Source organism: Shewanella japonica (assembly GCF_002075795.1).
Lineage (GTDB): Bacteria > Pseudomonadota > Gammaproteobacteria > Enterobacterales > Shewanellaceae > Shewanella > Shewanella japonica.
This window is the reverse complement of sequence record NZ_CP020472.1, coordinates 4,135,591-4,155,188: the sequence shown is the minus strand read 5'-3', so window position 1 is coordinate 4,155,188 and position 19,598 is coordinate 4,135,591. Positions and strand designations below refer to the sequence as shown.

Here is a 19,598-nt window from a genome sequence, read left to right as displayed (position 1 = left end):
TTTTATTAGATCTACATTAACTGAGGAATATGGGGCTAGGTTTTGTTGTGTTGCTCACATCACGCTGTATTTATGTGCGCTTGCTAATATTTAAACTGAAAGGCTTGCTTGTGCTTCGCAAAAAAAGGGGTTGTTTGATCTTGATCTCAGATGGGAGCAAGGCGGCTTAATGGTGCCTGACGCTAACTAACCAATTAATCAGCCTTTTAATGGAAAGTAGTTACTATTCAGATGAATGTGCATGTGTATGGTGCTAATTAAGCTTTATTTGATCTAGCTCACGAGTTGTTTACTAAAAAGTTACATATGTATCAGAATGAATGCTTTTTTGTAACTATAATTATGCCATAACAAGAATCGAGAGAGAGTTACAACATGATGTCAAACTTGTCCCTGCGTAATAAATTATTAGGTTTAGCATTAATTCCCCTTACTTTCATTTTAGCAGTGATGCTGAGCATTTATTATTTTACTGAGAAGAGCGCACTAGAAGAAGACATTCAACATTTTCGCTCTGAATTGATAGCAGAACGCAATAATCAAATGAAAGAGCAGTTAGAAATTGCCACAGCAGTTTATGAATATCAGCGTAGCCTAGGTGATAACGGAAACTTTAAAGCAGCACTTCGTACACTGAGATTTGGCAGTGCTGGCTACTTCTACATTTATGACGATAGCGGTTTGAGTATTTTTCATGGCGTTAACGATTCGTTGGAAGGGCAAAATAAAATTGATATGGCAGACCCTAATGGCACCAAAATTGTTGTGGGGTTATTAGATGCGGCTAAATCAGGTAAGGGCAGTTTTACTTACTTTTATCGCAAACCAGGAAGCAACGAGTTAGTTGAAAAGCTCGGTTATGCTGTGATGCTCCCTAACTCCAACTGGATGCTGGGTACTGGTGCATACATTGATGATATTGAAGCATCCATCACTGAATATCGTCAGTACACACAAGAGAAGATGAACGAACAAGTAGGGATGTTTCTACTTCTTGCCATCATATTAGCATTAGTCACAGGCATGATTGTCGTATTCGCCTCACACAAAATGGTATCACCAATCCAGAACATGGCAGAGTCTTTAAACGACATTGCAAAAGGTGAAGGTGACTTAACTAAACGGTTAACGGTGAGCGGTAAAGATGAGATTGCACAACTTGGCCTTGCTTTTAACCTGTTTGTTGAAAAATTGCAGGCGATCATTACCGAGGTTTCAGGCGCAACTGATGAGGTTAAAGGCGCAGCAAAAACCATAAACGATCAAACGGTAACCATTTCAAATCAGCTATATAGCCACAACAGCGAAGTCGATCAAATCGTTACCGCGATTACCGAAATGTCGGCGACTGCTAATGATGTTGCGCAAAATACCAATAGTGTGGCCGAAGCAACCGATGATGCTTCAGACTATGTGTTAAAGGCACAAGAGTGTGTGGATATTTCATTAAATGAAGTGTCGCAATTAATGAATCAAATCGACAGCGCCGCTGATAATATTTCTTCACTTAGTGAGCAGTCTAAAAAGATTAATTCAGTATTATCTGTGATTGGCGGTATTGCGGAGCAAACAAACTTATTGGCATTGAACGCGGCTATTGAAGCAGCAAGGGCAGGAGAGCAAGGTCGTGGTTTTGCAGTGGTTGCTGATGAGGTACGTAGCTTGGCAAGTCGTACTCAGGCCAGCACTGTCGAGATTAATGAAATGCTATCTGAACTACATAAGTTAGTGGGGCAAGCCGTTGATGCAATGGAGCAAAGCCAAAAAAGTGGTGTGCGCTCAGTGGATTCATCCAAAGCGATTTCAGAAAGTTTAGGTGCGGTGACATCGTCTATGACTAGCATTAATGACATGAGTACCCAGATTGCGACAGCTGCGACAGAGCAAAGCTCAGTAACAGAGGAAATTAATCGCAATATTACCTCGGTGCAAGAAATCGTTAATGAGCTGCTGTCATCTAGCCAGCAAGCGGCTGAGGTCAGTACTTCTGTTGCAAGCTCTGGCGATTACTTATCGACATTGGTGAGTCAATTTAAGGTGTAAATCCATTATTGAATTATAAAGCCCAACAGTGAGTTAATTTCATTGTATTTACTGAGATAAAAGAGCCATTGCAACGTTTGTTGCTTGGCTCTTTTTTTATGTCTAATTAACTCATAAATGGTTAGTTAATGTGTTCATCAAACTTATTCAACTTACTTGATTGTAATCATGGCCAACTAAAGTGACAAAAAGTCATTAAAACGACCTAGGTTTAGCGCTAGCGATAGGTTAGAATACTCGGTTTGCAGCAATCTAAATTTCCATAAAGTAGAAATCATCATGTTTGAAGTAAATCCAGTTAAATTCAAGATCAAGGAACTCGCTGACCGCACCGAACTTCTTCGGGGGTATCTTTGACTACGCTGCTAAGCAAGAGCGTTTAGAAGAAGTTACCCGAGAGTTAGAAAGTGCCGAAGTATGGAACGATCCTGATAATGCCCAAGCACTGGGTAAAGAGCGTTCATCTTTAGAGGCAGTGGTCAAAACCATTGATGATATGGACAGTGGCCTTGAAGATATTGAAGGACTGGTTGAGCTTGCCGTTGAAGAAGACGACGAAGAAACCTTTAACGATGCGAGTTCTGAGCTAGAAGATCTTGAGAAACGTTTAGAGGAACTTGAGTTCCGTCGTATGTTCTCAGGCCCACATGATGCATCAGATTGCTATTTAGATATTCAATCAGGTTCAGGCGGTACCGAAGCGCAAGATTGGGCAAACATGGTGTTGCGTATGTACTTGCGTTGGGGTGAAGCCCACGATTACAAACCAGAATTAATGGAAGTCACCGACGGTGATGTTGCAGGTATTAAAGGCGCAACCATCAAGTTTACTGGCGAGTATGCTTTTGGTTCACTACGTACAGAAACCGGTGTTCACCGTTTAGTGCGTAAGTCACCGTTTGATTCGTCTGGTAAGCGTCATACTTCTTTCTGTTCGGTATTCGTTTACCCAGAAATTGATGACTCGATTGAGATTGATATCAATCCAGCAGATTTACGTGTCGATACCTACCGCGCATCTGGTGCGGGTGGGCAGCACGTTAACAAAACAGAATCTGCAATTCGTATTACCCATTTACCGACCAACACGGTCGTGCAGTGTCAAAATGACCGTTCGCAACATAAGAACCGCGACGCTGCAATGAAACAGTTAAAAGCAAAACTGTATGAGTTAGAAATGCTCAAACAAAATGCTGATAAGCAAGCCGCGGAAGACGCCAAATCAGATATTGGTTGGGGCAGTCAAATCCGTTCGTACGTGCTTGATGATGCCCGTATTAAAGATTTACGTACAGGTGTTGAAAACCGAAATACCCAAAGCGTCTTAGATGGCGACTTGGACAAGTTTATTGAAGCTAGCCTGAAATCTGGCCTTTAACGAGAGAAGAAGATGACTGAACAAACCCAAGACGAAAACAAGTTAATTGCAGAACGTCGCGCGAAACTAGATCACATCCGCGAAAACTGCCCTGCTAATGGTCACCCGAACAACTTCGATCGAAAACATAAGGCTGCTGATATTCAAAAAGAATACGGCCACTACACTAAGCCTGAGCTAGAAGAAATGGGCGTTCAACGTTCTATTGCGGGTCGTGTTATGGCTAAACGTGGTCCATTCTTGGTTATTCAAGATGTGTCTGGCCGCATTCAAGCTTATGCAGGTAAAGATGTTCAAAAAGATTTAAAAGCGACTTACCAAGGTTTAGACATTGGTGACATCGTCGGCGTAACCGGTCAACTTCACCTTTCAGGTAAAGGCGATTTATACGTGAACATGGAAGAGTACCAATTGCTAACAAAAGCATTGCGTCCACTACCAGAAAAATTCCACGGTCTATCAGATCAAGAAACGCGCTACCGTCAGCGCTACGTTGATTTAATCGTTAACGAAGACTCACGTGAAGCCTTCATCATGCGCTCTAAAGTCGTTACTGCTATTCGTAACTTCATGGTGAAAAAAGAGTTCATGGAAGTTGAAACCCCAATGATGCACAGCATCCCAGGTGGCGCTTCAGCTCGTCCATTTATTACACATCACAATGCGTTAGACATCGAAATGTACTTACGTATTGCGCCAGAGCTTTACCTAAAACGTCTTGTTGTTGGTGGTTTTGAGCGTGTGTTTGAAGTTAACCGTAACTTCCGTAATGAAGGTTTATCGCCACGTCATAACCCAGAATTCACTATGATGGAATTCTATATGGCATACGCTGATTTCAATGACCTAATGGACTTAACAGAAGAAATGCTAAGTTCAATCGCAACTGAGCTTTGTGGTTCACCACAACTGCCATACGGCGAGCACACCGTTGATTTTGGCGGTCCATACGCACGTATGAGCATGTTAGATGCGATTAAGAAGTACAACCCAGACAACGAAACGATTCAGTCTATGACTTATGAAGAAGTTAAAGACGTTGAGTTTATGCGTAACCTTGCGAAAAGCATTGGTATGAGCATCGAGAAATTCTGGACTTGTGGTCAACTACTTGAAGAAATCTTCGGTGAAACGGCAGAGCCACAGTTAATGCAACCTACGTTCATTACGGGTTACCCAGCTGACATCTCACCACTTGCACGTCGCAATGACGAAAACCACTTCATTACCGACCGTTTCGAGTTCTTCATCGGCGGCCGTGAAGTCGCGAATGGTTTCTCTGAGCTTAACGATGCAGAAGATCAAGACAACCGCTTTAAAGCGCAAGTTGATGCTAAAGATGCAGGTGATGACGAAGCAATGTTCTACGATGCTGATTACATCACAGCACTAGAGCACGGTTTACCACCAACTGCTGGTCAAGGCATTGGTATCGATCGTTTAGTGATGTTGTTTACTAACACTCACACTATCCGTGACGTGATTTTGTTCCCAGCAATGCGCCCACAAGGGTAATTGTTGATTAAGCCGTTGGCTTAATAATCACCATAAAAAAACCAGCCTACTTGGAAAAGTGGCTGGTTTTTTTTATGAGTGGAGTTTTTAGGTTCAGACTATATAGAAAACCTTGGTTAAGAACAGGGATATGATTGAAGGAACTATTCTTAAATTGTTTATTTTCTGAATGATTTTTGCCCAAATCTTTGGTAGTCGTGTACGATAGCTTCGAAAAGCTTGGATTCAGTTACTTTCTCTGAATTATCGATTACATACTTATCAATTTTAGCTAGTTGTTCTTTCGGGATTTGATTATAGGTGTCAGATACTTTATTTGCTGAATCAATTATATAACCATCAAAACCTTCAGGAAAAGTGAACGTCCTTGGTGATATTTTTCCACCACTAATACTAATTCGACTTGCTCGCATTTCTTTCGATTGCTTTGATTTGATTACACCAATAATAATGAACGAAGGCAATTTAGTATAAATATAAATACCATTTGAGTTGCCAACGATATCCATTGCTATGGTTCGAAGAAAATACCTATTAATGTTGGTCGGAAGGTCTTGAATTGAAGTAGATCCAATTACATCAAGTGGATATAGATGCTGCTCATACTCATATAAATTGGACGACTCACCAAGCAAAAACTTTGCTAGTCCATGCTCAGCTTTTGAAATAGTATCTAAGTAGTCTTTTGGCTTAGGTTCATTAATATTTTTTCCACGAATATACGTAAGTGTTCGCCATGACAAAGAAGCTGTAAATTTAGATAACCACGCGCCATATGTAGTAACTAAATTTGAATCATTCATATATGGATGGAAAATCTTAATTGAAAACTCCCGTTCCCAGTTAGAAAATAAGTCTTCACACTCCCCACATAACCAATAGTCTTTTGCAATATCTTGTTGTCGCTTATTTATTTGATTCCCTTCTCTGAAGTAGCCAGTTATGGATGTTTTTTTGAGCCACTTCCCTATGAATTTCGGAATGAAATGGCTCAATTCTAATTTCGTATCTTTTTTACATAACTTACAAGTGCCGTGCATATGAAAATATCCTTATAGAGAAAGCAGCTCGATACACGGAATACTCAGTAATGTTTACCGGACATTATAGAGATCAAGGTAAGATTTATTTATTAACTTACAGCCTTTTTGTTTAGTGTGCTACTTAGAGCTTTTAAATTGTGGACTCTTCAAATTGATACAACCTACGGTTGCCAAAGTCGTGGTGCTTCGCCCACACCAGACGAAAGGGAAACAACAGCATTTCCCTTTTCGATATCCCTTGCCGCCCCAACGAAATTACTCTTTCAAAGCGAGTAAGCCTCATGCTTATTCGAAAATAGCTAACGCTTTAGACAGGCCATCCATGGCCTACTAAAGCTAGCCTGACGTCCTGTCAGGCTTACGCTATTTTCTTCAACGCATTTCAGCAATTTCAATGGGGTTCTTTGTGCCCGCAGGTTTATTACTCTTAGCTAGGTAAACTTAAAATCTTGTATAGATTTGAATGTTCAATTTGAATTGAGGTGAGCAAGAAAATTGCGTGAGTCTGGCCATGGATGGCCAGCTAGCTTTCGAGGGGAAGGGACGCCCCATCGAATGCGTTAGTGATTTTTGTAGATTACCGAAGCTGGCTACAAATGAAGGTTAAAGCTATAGAATACTCCATTGGAAATAATCGCTTTTCAAATTATTTCGTTGGAGCGGGTGGGTGTTCCAAGAGGGAGTTGCCGTTCACTCCCTTTTGGTCGGGTGTGGGTGGAAAACCCACGATGTTAATCCAAACAAAGTTTGGAAATTTGTAAGTATGGAAATAAGAAATAAAGTCGTGACGCTTCGCCCACGCCCGACGAAAGGGAAACAACAGCATTTCCCTTCTCGACATCCCTTGCCGCTCCGACGAAGTGTTGTTCCTCATGCTACAGAGCGAATTAGCTATCGCCTCAGATTCGCCATCGCTTGTAAATGGATTTACTGATGTCACGATGGCAGGGATGTCAAGGAGTGACCATGTTCAACTGAGGCTATGTCGGCATCGATAGGCAGGAAGCCTGAATGTCATGTAGTGCATGGATGCACGAGAATAACCTGCCTCATCACGCAAATTAGCTCAACGCATTCGGACACTTCCAACGGAGTCTATTGTGCCCGCAAATTCTTTTGTTGTTACATAACCCATTTTTTATAGCTTTAAACTGATTTTTATTTTCTATGAAAGCTGCAATTGAATTGAGGAAAGCAAGAAAATTGCGTGAGTCTGGCCAAGGCCTTTCTTGCACTAAGGCATTTAGAACACCCTGTACTTAAGATTCTGGCTAGCTTTCGAGGGGAAGGGACGCCCCATCGTAAGTGTTAGAGCTTCATTTAACCAAAGTTGCAGCTTACCGAAGTAGGCTCAAAATGTAGGCTAAAGCTGGATAATTCTCCATTGGAAATTTTGCTGTTTAAATTTCGCCGGAGCTGCGGGGTATAGCTCTTAGCAAAAAGTAAGAGGGAGTCGAAGTTCACTCCCTTTTAGTCTGGTGTGGGCGAAGAGCCACGACGTTAATCCAAGCGGACTTTGGAAAAGGAAAACCCACAGTGTTAATTCAAACGAAGTTTGGAAATAAACGGTAAACCACTTAAAGAAATGAAACGAGCGAATCGCAGTTCACTCCTTTTTAGTCTGGTGTGGGCGAAGCGCCACGACGTTAATCCAAGCGAAGCTTGGAAAAGGAAAAACCACGGTGTTAATTCAAACGAAGTTTGGAATTAACGGTAAATTTTGCAAATGCTTTTTAATGAGACCAATGGGATTTATCAGAAACACGGCATTAAGCTGATTAATAGCATGGATAGGCTATTTTTTATCTTCTTAATGTCTTGTATAGCTGGATAGAGTAAATTTATCTGTAAATTTTTTGTGTCTGATGATAAATTTAAGTTAATGATTTGGGTGATTTTATTTTATTAACAAATGAATGAGCCTTATAAAGCAAGCGTTAGAAAGTGTTTTTTAGCTTTAACTGGTTCAGTAACAGCTAAATTTACGGTGAACGCTTTAAAAGAGCGCAGACTCTTATTATTAATGTTAAGGGAACAACATGAAGTTATCTTCTCTCCTAATGCTACTGACGGTTTGTGTCGTAGCTGCGGGCTGTCAGAGCACCAAGATCAAAGCTAACAAATTACCTAAAGGCGTCGCGGTTAACAAATCTGTCGAGATTCCAAATCAAACACAGGTGGCTTTTTACCTACCTAAATCAGCGACTGAACATCGTTTTTATCTTGAGCAGTGGAATGTTTGGGTAGATCCTGGCCAAGGAGTAAAAGATGGTGTTCAAAATGCTATTCAAGCTTATTTCCCTAGTGCTGAACCGCTAGATTTAACCAGTGATCAGCAAATTGGGTTGTTAATTGATATTGATCCTAAATGGACTTTCAGCAATGGAAAAGCCTTAATGACAATTAACTATCGTGTGTTTGATGGCGAGCAAAAGGAAATCCGTAAGGGTGAAAAAGAATACAAGGCTTACCTAGGAAATGTGTCAGATGGTACAGGTTTTTACAATGCTAGTTTACGTGCCACTCAGCTGATGCTGGTTGATGTACTGAACAAGCTAAAACCAACACAAGAAAAATACGCTTCAACATTGAAAATGCAAGATGCCAATGTCAAACAATTGGTAAATCTTGAGAAGCCTTTCAGTAGTGGCACAGGCTTTTACATAAATGGAAATGGTCAGCTATTAACTGCTGCTCATGTTCTTAATAATTGTTTAGTGGTTCAAGCTAAAGTGGGAGATGAATTCATTGATGTAACGCCAGAAGCTAAATCGACGTTATTAGATTTGGCGGTGATAAATACTGATAAACCAATCGATAAGTTTTTACCTTTTAGACAGGATAAAAATATGTATTTAGGTGAGTCGGTTACCAACGTGGGCTATCCCCTTCAAGGTTTACTTGCTGCGTCGCCAAATTTAACGCGTGGCAACATTAGCTCTCGAAGTGCATTAAAAGGGTCGGTTGGACTGTTTCAGTTTTCGGCGCCTATCCAGCCAGGTTCAGGTGGCGGCCCTGTAGTATCTGATGGTGGCGAGTTATTAGGAATAACAGTGAGCACACTTAATTCAGCTAAATTGATAGAATCTGGAGTATTACCTCAGAATGTGAATTTTGCTTTAGAAGCCAAATATGCGGCTAGATTTTTAGATAAACACAATGTGCCGCATGTTTTAGTTGAGCCAAATGAAAATGGACATATTTCCATTGCAAATGAGGCCGCATTGAGCTCAGTTGTGCAACTTAGCTGTTATCAATAGGGGATTCATCATGAAGAAGGTTATTGTTGTTGTTTTTACTTTGCTTGGATCTATATCGCAACTTCAAGCTGAAGAAATCAAGTTACCCGCTTTGCAGTATGTAAGTTTGGTTGATTCTGAAGAATTTTATGACAAGTTAAAAAACAGCTCATTACTGGCTGAATTAGATAAAGATAATATTGGTACTCCTATCCGCTTACTTGTCACTTACCGAATGGAAAACGCTGCCGGTGGTTCTGCTGCAGGATTTACATCGGCTATTTTAGCTGGTGGTTCTTTAGGTATTTTACCTGTTGTGACCAATAACGACTTTGTATTGAATTATGAAATCAAAGTACAAAATGAAGTGATTGCATCTGCCGAGTATCGCGAAAATTTTACAGAGGCTATTAATATTCATTCCGATAAAGGTTTTTATGGTTTAGATGGTGAAGCATTAACTTGGGCCATTTCAACCACTGATACCTTTCTCAGTGATATGGAAAACAATGCTGAGCTTAGAGCTTTGGTTGAAGAGTATGATTATTACTTTGCTGAATAACCTTTAAATTCAGCTGTTAAATAAAGGGTGCGTTTATTCACGCCCTTTATTTCATCAAGAGAGTTCGAGTGGAAGTCTCAATGTGTTTAGTATCTTGTTCCATTTTTAGTGGAATAAAACTGTTCTGGTAAGTAAATAGCAGCATGGAATATTGGTGATTACTCATTAACTTGTCTTGTTTCGTTTAGGGAATTTTATGGAAAGTGTACTCGTTAAATTGACTTGGAAGTATTCTGAGGCCTTATAAATTCGTACTTCATAATTTTTCTATCTGTAGCCTTACCGATAATATCGAGAAAAAATGTCTAGTTGTAAAAGCTGTAAAACCAAGTTTAGGTTTTTAGATATGTTGAAAAGCTTTAACCCTGCGAACGTAAAATGCAGTAACTGCTCCGAAAGAATTAGATCGAGTTACGGCACGCTTGCTGGGATTATTTGTGTCTACTTAGTCTTTTTTTTATGTCTGATCGCACTACCAGTATTACTGACGATGTTAGGAGCGTCGGTGGATGTTGTTAGCATTGTTATCATCGCTTTAGTGCCGTTTATCCTATTAATATTCCCATTAATATTTGAATATATGTACTACTACTTATTATCTAGCGGGAAAATAAAATCCAACCTAAATCTAGATTAGATCTTATAAAAAAGCTAATGAATTAGTGCTTTAAACTAAAGCCGGCTGAAAGCTGGTTTTAGCTAGCCGTTTGAGCGCACCTTATAAGTGTTAACAAACTAAACCATCAACTTGATGAACATTCGTGGTGTAATACGCTCCGCTATATTCGATATTTAACGAAAAATACAAACTTTGTTTTAGATGGCGCTTAATTGCATGTTCAAGCTCTGCGCTTAATTCAAAGGTAAATTGTTCATCTCGATGGGGCTTAGTTAAAAGCGATACCGTCACAAGAATGTGTGTATGTTTATATTCAGAACAAGGGTAAGCTCTTGATTTACATACGCCAGCACTGGCATCTTTTTGATTAATGATGCCTTCTATATCATCAAAAATATCTTGTGTGTTGATAGTGAGGTTATCTGAATACTTAATTTCTACGTGGGGCATTTATCCCTCCTGTGTTGAGTTTGCTAGTCAGTCGTTTATACCTACTTTGTAGTCAATACTCGAGGCCCTAATGTCATTTATGCCATACCAATAAAATACATTGAGGCTATGGTTTCGAATTCGATTTAAACACTGAAGTAAAGTTTTTGCTGTTACGGACATTAACCTGCATATTTTAAACGAATTCTAACTATGTCTTTGCGAGGCAGGATAGAGTGAGGCTTTTTAAGCCTTAATCAGTGCCCAGACTTTTTTAAGACCATTTAATACACTGTTTCTTTTATTTTTTAAAAATTCAGCTTCAAAATCGGCCGCTTTATCCATTGCTGCGACACAGGTATTAAATTGGGTTAGTAACTCATCGTTATCGCATTCGAAAGTGTCACCGTCATAGGTGAAGTGTTGCTGATTATTTTTAAGGATATTCAGCATTGTTCTTGTATTGTAAATCCAAGACTCTCTGGCTTTAAAGAATAACCCTTGTTCAAATATTTTTTGATTCAGAGTGGTAGCGCTTGAGTCTAACGCTGTTTGAAAACTGACTTTATCTAGCTCAGAAATGATGCTTAACATTTCTTTGCTAGAACCTGTGATAACTTGAGCGTAATAGTGTTTGTATTGCGCTAATAGCTGTTCCAGCTTGTCTAATCTCTTTTGAGCATCAAGGCGAAAATCACTTAAGTTTAGATTGTTAGAGTTAATTATCTCTTCCAGTTTCAAGGCATTTTGCTGATTTGTAAAGTAACGAGTGGCTTCAGCAATAGAGGTAAAAGCAAGTGTGTCCTGTTGATTTTTATTGACCATTTATATGATTTCTGATTAAAACTGCATATTCAAACCGGGTAAAGCCAGCATTGCTAGCTGACAGCATGGCTCACCCATTTCTGTTTAAAGTGAAGAGTAAGCGACTACCTATAGGTTAGTTGTCGAGCTGCTTTTAGACTCTTTTATCGTTACCTTTGGCGTAAAAAAAGGTTGCGTACCATTTAATACTTTCGCAGTGTTTGCAGCGTAGCGAGTAATTTTACTGTGCAAAGGTTTTTGAGCCAGTGTACTAAGCATTTCTTTGTAGCGACCATTTTGACTCTTGCTTAATACTTTACAAAGCCAAGCGAGTGAGTCAGCAAAATCTGAATCCTCTGTTTGCTGGTTATCCCATATGTATTGGGCAACATGATCCAACGTTGCTGTATCCGTTAATGGAAGCTTAATTGCCTCTCGTGCAGCGGTGCGAATTTGGGTGACATCGTTGCTTACAAGGCGAGATAACAAGTCTCGGTATTCTGGCGCAATGTCTGAAATATCAACGCTAGTTTGTTTAGACTTTAAATCAACGATCCAATGGGTTTTTTCGTACTTTAACTCCATAGAGCCAAGGTTGATGTATGATAAACGTAAGTTTTGAAAGGTTTGGCGACCAATGAAGGGCCTTCTGTAGCTGCGAATATACTGCCCTACACCATCCGGTTTACCTAGTTTCTCTATTACAGAATCTAAGCTGTCTCCTTGTGCAATTTGATCAAACTTTTTTAAGGTTGGGGTCGTGGTGGCGTTAATAACGTTAATTGCTTCAAGATTAAATTCTTGAGCTCTAAACTGCGGAAGGTCTTCTTTGGTTAGGTTTCTAATTGCACTTTTGAAATACTTTTTCACCTTTCGTGACGCTTCATTGCTATTTTGTTCGGTTAACAATGTCCGATACCTTGCGTTTTGGCTTTCACCAATAGCTTTTGCTAACCATGATATTGTGTCGTCAAACTCATCATCTTCTTTATCGCCATTTTGGTTCATTGACCAAAGTGTAAAGGCTGCTAAATCCCATAGCTGAACATTTTCAGGCAAGCTGTGGTGCAAAGCTTTTGCACCTAATTTTACTTCTTGTAGGTTTTTGCTGGTGAGTAAGTCAACGTAGATGGTGTCTTTAGTATCAAAGTCAGCTTGAATAGCAAACGGCAATAACACTAACAATAAAGTGAGTAGTTTTTTCATTTTAAATCCATTTAAAAGACCTCACTGAGCGAAGCCTTAGATAATTCCCTTTTCTTGATTGATGCCATTATGTTAACAGCTAAGCGATGATATTCGAAATGTCTTTCTGCGTTTTTCGTTTTAAAAGGAAGTAATACAATATGTGAACAATGAATTTATAGGTAGTAAAAAACATAAATGCGAATTAATTAATGTTTGATTTTATTAGCTAAAATATTTATTAGTTGCGTTAGTCAATGGTGTTAGTAACTGTGAATACAGTTGTATTCTTAAAAAAGGGCTAGAGCCTAAAGTAAGTAGGACTCTGGAATAAGTCATGACGTTACTCAAAACCAAGTTTGGTCATTAAGTTTACTTAGCAATCTAAGGCAATACCATCAACTTGATGAACATTCGTCGTGTAATACGCATTGCTGTATTCAATATTTAAAGAAAAATACAGGCTCTGTTGCAGATGACTTTTAATCGCTGACTCAATCTCAGCACTCAATTCGAAGGTAAATTGTTCATCTCGGTGCGGTTTAGTAAGCAAGGATACGGTAACTAGAATATGGGGATGCTTATATTCAGAACAAGGGTAAGCTCTTGATTTACAAACGCCAGCACTGGCGTCTTTTTGATTAATGATACCTTCTATATCATCAAAGATATCTTGTGTGTTGAAAGTGAGGTTATCTGAATACTTAATTTCTACATGAGGCATTTACCAACTCCTTAGAGACACTGACAAAAATGGAGTTAAACAACCACTTTTGAATACGTTTCTCGGTCAATATCGACCACTTCTACTGACAAAGAGCAATCCACTTTAATCAAGGTTTGTAATTGCATTAACACTCGCTGAGTTAACATGGTTTTTTGCTCATCATTTCTGCCCGATAAAATCCTCATCGTTACATGGATAAAACTGATATCAACACTACCGGTTTTAAACTCTGAGTAGGGTATTGCTCTGACTTTTATGTCACTGCCTTGTGCTTGAAATAACTCAGATGCCAGTGCACCTTGATGTACCAAATCGACCAAAGCTTGGCCGTTAAGATTAGCTGAATATTCGACGATACAATGGGGCATTTATCCCTCCTGTGTTGAGTTGGTTTTACTGTCTTCGTTAGTCAGCAGCTTACGCCAGAGTCGACCGTCAATGGCCGATAGCCCTACTGCAATTAATGTCATTCCAATAAAGTGAACTGGGGCTAAGGTTTCGTTTAAAAACACTGACCCGAGTAAAATAGCTGATACTGGCACTAATAAGGTTACCAATAACACATTAGTGGCGCCTGCTGTGGCTAAAATTTTAAAATACAAGATGTAAGCGATAGCGGTACACAGTATTGCTAAGGCACTCATTGCAGCCCACGTACTAAAGGCGACAGTATTGATATCCAAAGGACCTTCAACGAATAAAGTGATAGGAATTAACACTAATGTTGATGCAGTCACTTGACCTGCAGCGGTAATAATAGGGTTGATTTTTAACGCGTTAAAACGGCGGCCATAAACGCCTGCAAATGCATAAGACAGTGCCGCAGCGATAATGGCTAATTGAGCAAATAAACTGACTTCGCCACTAAAAGCAGGTAGGCCTATCATTATTACCACACCAATAAAGCCCACTGTGACACCTGTAAGTTTGAGCGATGTGATCCGTTCATCTGGCAGTAATGCTCCTGCAACGATTACAGCAAATATGGGAGTGGCAGCATTTAAGATTGATGCAAGCCCCGAGGCTATTTGAGTTTGTCCCCACACGATAAGGGCAAAAGGGATAACGTTATTGAGCAGTCCCATTCCTAAAAACACTAACCAAACCTTGAGATCTTTAGGCGGCTTTAAGCCAATGGCTAAGGCAAAAATCCACAGCGTGATTGCCGCTATTGCAACTCGAAGAGTCACAATTGTTAGAGGAGGTAAATCGCTCACAACAACCCCGATTAAGAAGAATGAACCGCCCCAAAGGATTGATAGTAACAATAGCATTGCCCAGCCTTTAGCTGACATTGAGGTATTAATCGTCGCATTCATAGGCGTAGACTCAACAAGGTGTAATTTACGAAAGTTAACTATGTCATTGTTAAGCTACATAAGGCTAGCTTTATCAGCAGTAAATTAGCTTTGCCTAAGTTAACTTACTGCTGAAGCATAAGTGTTAAGTTGCCGATTTTATTAACTTTAACCCGAACATGGCTCTGAAGACATTAAAGGGTCTTATCAGCCAAGCACAGATGGCACTGGTCAAGGTGAATGAGGCTGTAAACAGTAGGATTATTTTAATTGAGATAGAGGCTTCAAGTGAAATAACAAAATATCCAATCACGACAATGACAGTTTGGTGGAGAATGTAAAACGGATAGATTAATTGATTACTCTCTTTGAGCCAATTAGGAGTAACGGTTAAATAATGTTGTGCATAACCGAGCATGGACAATAGAGCAGACCATGCGACTAAACAGCACACTAGCCACCATATCCCCCAACGCACATTTAATGACAAATACTCACTTAAATCAGGAGAATAATAGTAAGCATAAAATAAGGCACTAAACACGACTAAAGCGAATAAGTTAATCCTTCTTTGATCGCGTATTGCTTGCCAAATAGTGGTGCTGCGAATAAATAGCATGCCAGTAACAAAGAAGAAAAAGTAATAGCTGGAAGAAGATAAATTTTCGATTTTGTGGCCATCACTTGGGAAGTAAATTGAGAAAAATATCTTGATAAAAATAAGTATAACAACCAAACAAAGTAGCCCGATTTTAAGTTGACTGATTTTAGCTACTATCGATACAACGCCTTGCCCTAATCGACTTTGAAACATGGCGTTGATTGGAATTGAGATGACTGAAAAGACAATAAGGTATTCAATAAACCATAGGTGATTGAGTTCCAATTTCAAAGCTAATGCAGGATATGCCTGCCAGAAAGAAGCAAGTTCGTTGATATTTTCAATATAGGTTTGGGGAGGAATGATTAAAACCGAACCCGCTAACAACGGGATGAATAACCGAGTGAATTTATCTTTGAAAAATTGTTTAACGGAAATTTTGGATAATAGAATAACGCAGCCTGCACCGGAGATGAAAAATAAAGTGGGCAATCTGAATTGTTCAAAATACACCATAATATCATCGAGTAACTTACTCGATTCGGTATTCATAATATGCCAGTCATCACCGTTAAATGGCATCAAAACATGGTGTAAAAAAACTGCAAAAATCAAAATGACTCTAAGCCAATCTAGTTCAGAATATCTACTGTCGTAATTCAAATCAATTTGTCCTTAAATTGAGCTAATTAGTAGGTTTATAAGTAACCTATATTAGCTTGTACTAAATGGCAAAGATTAAGAATAAAGGAAGTTGATTCATAAAGTATTTAGTCATTTTTCTATTTAAAACTGTCACTAAACAGTTTTTATTGATACTTTGCAGTGGCTTATTTTCAAGGATGAAGTTAAATGAAAAAGTGGTTCCTCGTATTATTTATAATTCTAAGTGTTTCTTCTTACTATTTTTATCGCTCTCATGAAAACGGAGTTACTCCTGAGCCATTGCTAAATCAAAGCTCCGAAAATCCTGCTAGTTCGCCAAGTTCTGAAGTTGTTGATGTTGCGGTAAATATAAAGCTAACCGAGACAGAAAAAGAGCTTACTCCTAGGCAATGTAAACAGTTTTATGGGAACTTCAGTGCACATATCAGAGATTCTCATCGCATACTCATTGATGCTTTAGCTATTGAATTACGAGGCGGAGCAACCAGTGATGATTTAATGCAATATTCGTATATGTATACCACATCTTATAAATCTTATGAGGACTTGATACATCTTGCGAAGGTAAAAATCGCCAAAGAGAGCATAGAATATACCAATAAAGTCGGGCATGTAGCAGAGTGGAAAGGGTTTGATAGCTATTTGGGAATGAATAAAACTGAGCTTACAGTATTAGCCAATTCATTAGAGCCAGTTGGTGACACAACTAGTATATATATGCCCATCAATACCAAAGATATTAAGGGTGTTAGCCGCGAGGCTTTAATCAGTTTACATGAAAATGATAAGAGCTTTAATACCTATGTAGCGTCGCCGCTTAGGTTTGATGACCGTTCCGTTGTTTCACCTTCAATTCTCTCCGTTACTCATGCTCAGTTATTTACCACTGAAGAATATCAAGGCTTAATCGCTGAACATCGTTTCACCGCTCATGAACTTGCAGTGGCTATCAATGGTCAACTTCCAATTGAATATATCAAGCTCATCATCGAACAGTCGGACAACATTGGTGGTTATCCAGCCTTTGAGCAAAGTGATTTTGCTCATTATGAAAATATAGCCGACATTGCAGTCGCTCAGTTTAATACTGAAGTATTGAAGTTACTTGCTGCTAGAGGTGTAACGCCAAACGATAGTGCAAATACATCAGGTTTAAATCTTGCTTTTAGTCGTTTGCCTGACGATCCTAATTCGCAAATAACGCCAAAGCAGAGTGAAATGATTGAGTATCTACACCAATCAGGACAAAAGTTGAAAGGGCATTATTCCGATGACGGTAAGGCGTTTTATTCTTCAGGGGTTAATCGATTTTATATTGATTTTACTGATCTAGATAAAACACTAATGTCGAAATTAAATTTTCAAGAAGTTGATTCGATTGAAGATGAAATGAATGTACCTATTGAACTGAGTAAGGCGTTTGCTGAATACGGTGAATTGAAGCAAGTCATTAGCCAGCAGTCTGAACAATGTGCAGACATAACGAGGAAAGAAAAAAATAAAGAAGGGTTCGAACCTGCTAAAAAAATGCATGACTTAATTTCTGAAATTAAAAACAACTCAAAGCACATTGCTGAAGAATTACATCAAATAGATCCTTTGCTTTATCAAAAGTGGAATCATCAAAATCGTGTACGAGAAAATGGAAAGAAAATCGAATTAATCAATCTATTAAGAAATAAACAATATTCCGAGGCATCAGATTACGTGAGTGCCAATAGTTTATCTCAAGATGAAACTAACTATCTGTTTTTACACGCTCTACAAGAAACAGACGTTTATATTGATATATGGAATGCTAGAACGGATTCAACTCCTCCGAATAATTTTTATTATTTTAACTCGGTGACGATAGAGCAGGCGAAAGGCCTTTATGACAGAGGTTTCGATTTTAATTTAAAAGACCATGAAGGAAGCAGCTTATTGGCTGTATCGTTAAAATCTGAAGAAGTATTTAAAATGTTAATAGGTCTAGAGGTTACTGAAGATTTTACTCGGTTAGGCCGAGACTTGTTTGATAGGGTGCTGGATAAAAGTTACAAAGAAGGGAAGTTGTTCAGTTACATTAACGAAGTTGCCCAAATGGTTGAAGTCATTGAGCCTAGTCACTTTGCGAGAATTGAAAGACTTAAACGGTTTTATCCCCAGGAGTATCAAACGCTGATTGAAATCGATAAACGTTTGATTCCAGCAGAGGGTACTGAAATGAATAAATACCGTTAATCATCATTAGGTTTCGATGTGCAAAAGGCGACTTTTTAAAACCCCGTACCGACATTGATATACCATGCGGTATCTTCAGGGCCTTTTGCTACATCAATTCCCATATGCAGCCCATATCGACGGGCGATGGTGTAACGAAAACCAGCGCCATAGGCGGTTTGCTCGTCGCTGTCCCACATATCACTATTACTGTCGCCAGCAAGGCCGCTACCCACAAACGACAGTACCATCCAGCGTGGAGTTATTCGCCACATTAGCTCAACTTCACCTGTTGAGACAGCTTCACCTTGATAGCGGTTTCGCGGGATGCCTCGCATTTCAATGTAGGGATAGGTAAAGACGGGCAGGCGAGTATCGCTGCTGATGGTTTGATAATTAAGTTTGACCCCAAGGGTGACGGATTGTGTCATTGGCCAGTAATTAATGCCGGTGGCTTTAATCGTTTGGTAATCATAGTCGCTGCCTATTGCGGTATTAAACCAGTCGTATTCGATGGTGTAGTCATAGCCTTTGGTGGGCATAAAAAAGTTATTAAGACTGTCGTATTGCAACACGGCGCCAAGGGATGAAACTGCGGGCGATGGGTCAAGTATGTCGGTGAGCCTGTCAACTAACTCAGGCGGCAGTAGTGATAGCTCTTTGTTGCTTGCTAAATCCACCTTGGCGTATTTTTGGGTGACACCTAAAAATAATGGGCTGTCGAATAATCTAAACTGCAGTTTTTGCATGAGACCATAGCCTTGCATATTCAAGTCTAAGGCTATGTCTTGAGCAAAGTCTGATTGGCTGTAAAAGTTCATATTCACATCACCGTAGCCGCCACCGATAAGGTAGCGAATATGATCTTGTTGCCATGTTTCTCTATGGCCTAAAAAGCCGAACTTTGAGCCATTATCAGTCGCGCCAATGCCTGCTGCTGAAATACCAGGGGTTAGCAATTGGGCGCCGCCGTCAACCGAGTCTTTGGCTACTTGCTGACGTTTGGCAGTTTGCTCAGGACTTTCATGCAGGAAAATGCCCATAAGTAAGAGCCCTGTGCCAACTGAGGGTTCAGTAATGATGCTAGGTACAGGAAGAAAACCATAAGCATTTTCAGCAAGGTATTCGCCAGCATCAAAATAGCCGTCAATGGGGTCAATAAAACTGGTGCTGGCCAATGCGGTATGTCCAAGTAACAGCGAGCTTGCAATAGCAAGGCGATACGTCGATTTCATCGTAGTGATTTCCCTATAGCGCAACGATAGTCATAACAGTGTTATGGTTCAA

General features: G+C 39.5%; 15 protein-coding genes. 6 read left to right on the top strand and 9 right to left on the bottom strand.

All coding sequences use genetic code 11. The features are described from left to right. The first annotated feature begins 378 nt into the window (after nt 1–378). The 3 genes from SJ2017_RS17795 to lysS all read left to right on the top strand — a co-directional run bounded on the left by SJ2017_RS17795 (nt 379) and on the right by lysS (nt 4,936). Nucleotides 379–2,043, top strand: a complete 1,665-nt coding sequence (locus SJ2017_RS17795) for a methyl-accepting chemotaxis protein (protein ID WP_080917518.1) — start codon at nt 379–381, stop codon at nt 2,041–2,043. A 279-nt stretch (nt 2,044–2,322) separates the two neighbouring features. Continuing rightward, a protein-coding gene (gene prfB, locus SJ2017_RS17790) for a peptide chain release factor 2 (RefSeq protein WP_162491212.1) occupies nt 2,323–3,421 on the top strand; the annotation gives its coding sequence in 2 pieces (ribosomal slippage) (nt 2,323–2,397 and nt 2,399–3,421; 1,098 coding nt in all). 12 nt (nt 3,422–3,433) lie between these two features. Continuing rightward, nucleotides 3,434–4,936, top strand: coding sequence for a lysine--tRNA ligase (gene lysS / locus SJ2017_RS17785; RefSeq protein WP_080916746.1), 1,503 nt, complete (start codon nt 3,434–3,436; stop codon nt 4,934–4,936). A gap of 158 nt (nt 4,937–5,094) precedes the next feature. Here the strand turns inward: lysS and SJ2017_RS17780 are convergent, their stop codons facing one another. Then, on the bottom strand, nt 5,095–5,976 hold the full coding sequence (locus SJ2017_RS17780; RefSeq protein WP_080916744.1) for a hypothetical protein: 882 nt from the start codon (nt 5,974–5,976) through the stop codon (nt 5,095–5,097). 2,042 nt (nt 5,977–8,018) lie between these two features. Between SJ2017_RS17780 and SJ2017_RS17775 the strand changes: the two genes are divergently transcribed. Both SJ2017_RS17775 and SJ2017_RS17770 read left to right on the top strand, forming a co-directional pair. Then, complete coding sequence (locus SJ2017_RS17775) at nt 8,019–9,239, top strand: S1 family peptidase (protein WP_080916742.1); 1,221 nt, start codon at nt 8,019–8,021, stop codon at nt 9,237–9,239. Nucleotides 9,240–9,249: 10 nt separating this feature from the next. After that, nucleotides 9,250–9,780, top strand: a complete 531-nt coding sequence (locus tag SJ2017_RS17770; RefSeq protein ID WP_080916740.1) for a hypothetical protein — start codon at nt 9,250–9,252, stop codon at nt 9,778–9,780. A 727-nt stretch (nt 9,781–10,507) separates the two neighbouring features. Here SJ2017_RS17770 and SJ2017_RS17765 read toward each other — a convergent pair. From SJ2017_RS17765 to SJ2017_RS17735, 7 genes are all read right to left on the bottom strand, one after another. Beyond that, entirely contained in the window at nt 10,508–10,849 is a 342-nt protein-coding gene (locus tag SJ2017_RS17765; protein WP_080916738.1) for a tautomerase family protein, read from the bottom strand. Between the two features lie 225 nt (nt 10,850–11,074). Further along, nucleotides 11,075–11,653 carry a hypothetical protein gene (locus tag SJ2017_RS17760; protein WP_080916736.1) on the bottom strand — a complete coding sequence of 193 codons (579 nt, stop codon included), beginning with the start codon at nt 11,651–11,653 and terminating at the stop codon, nt 11,075–11,077. A gap of 108 nt (nt 11,654–11,761) precedes the next feature. Further along, on the bottom strand, nt 11,762–12,838 hold the full coding sequence (locus tag SJ2017_RS17755) for a hypothetical protein (protein WP_080916733.1): 1,077 nt from the start codon (nt 12,836–12,838) through the stop codon (nt 11,762–11,764). 355 nt (nt 12,839–13,193) lie between these two features. Continuing rightward, on the bottom strand, nt 13,194–13,541 hold the full coding sequence (locus SJ2017_RS17750; protein WP_080916731.1) for a tautomerase family protein: 348 nt from the start codon (nt 13,539–13,541) through the stop codon (nt 13,194–13,196). 35 nt (nt 13,542–13,576) lie between these two features. Further along, complete coding sequence (locus SJ2017_RS17745) at nt 13,577–13,912, bottom strand: 5-carboxymethyl-2-hydroxymuconate Delta-isomerase (RefSeq protein ID WP_055024901.1); 336 nt, start codon at nt 13,910–13,912, stop codon at nt 13,577–13,579. Next, the gene (locus tag SJ2017_RS17740; RefSeq protein WP_055024900.1) at nt 13,913–14,863 is read right to left on the bottom strand and encodes a DMT family transporter; all 951 of its coding nucleotides are present in this window, start codon (nt 14,861–14,863) and stop codon (nt 13,913–13,915) included. Between the two features lie 124 nt (nt 14,864–14,987). Beyond that, a complete protein-coding gene (locus tag SJ2017_RS17735) occupies nt 14,988–16,106 on the bottom strand; it encodes an acyltransferase family protein (protein ID WP_244899721.1) in 1,119 nt (372 codons plus the stop codon). A gap of 189 nt (nt 16,107–16,295) precedes the next feature. Here SJ2017_RS17735 and SJ2017_RS17730 point away from each other — a divergent pair, with 189 nt between their 5' ends. Then, entirely contained in the window at nt 16,296–18,332 is a 2,037-nt protein-coding gene (locus SJ2017_RS17730) for a hypothetical protein (protein ID WP_080916726.1), read from the top strand. 35 nt (nt 18,333–18,367) lie between these two features. Here SJ2017_RS17730 and SJ2017_RS17725 read toward each other — a convergent pair whose 3' ends face one another. Continuing rightward, nucleotides 18,368–19,546 carry a BamA/TamA family outer membrane protein gene (locus SJ2017_RS17725; RefSeq protein WP_080916725.1) on the bottom strand — a complete coding sequence of 393 codons (1,179 nt, stop codon included), beginning with the start codon at nt 19,544–19,546 and terminating at the stop codon, nt 18,368–18,370. Between the last annotated feature and the right edge of the window lie 52 nt (nt 19,547–19,598).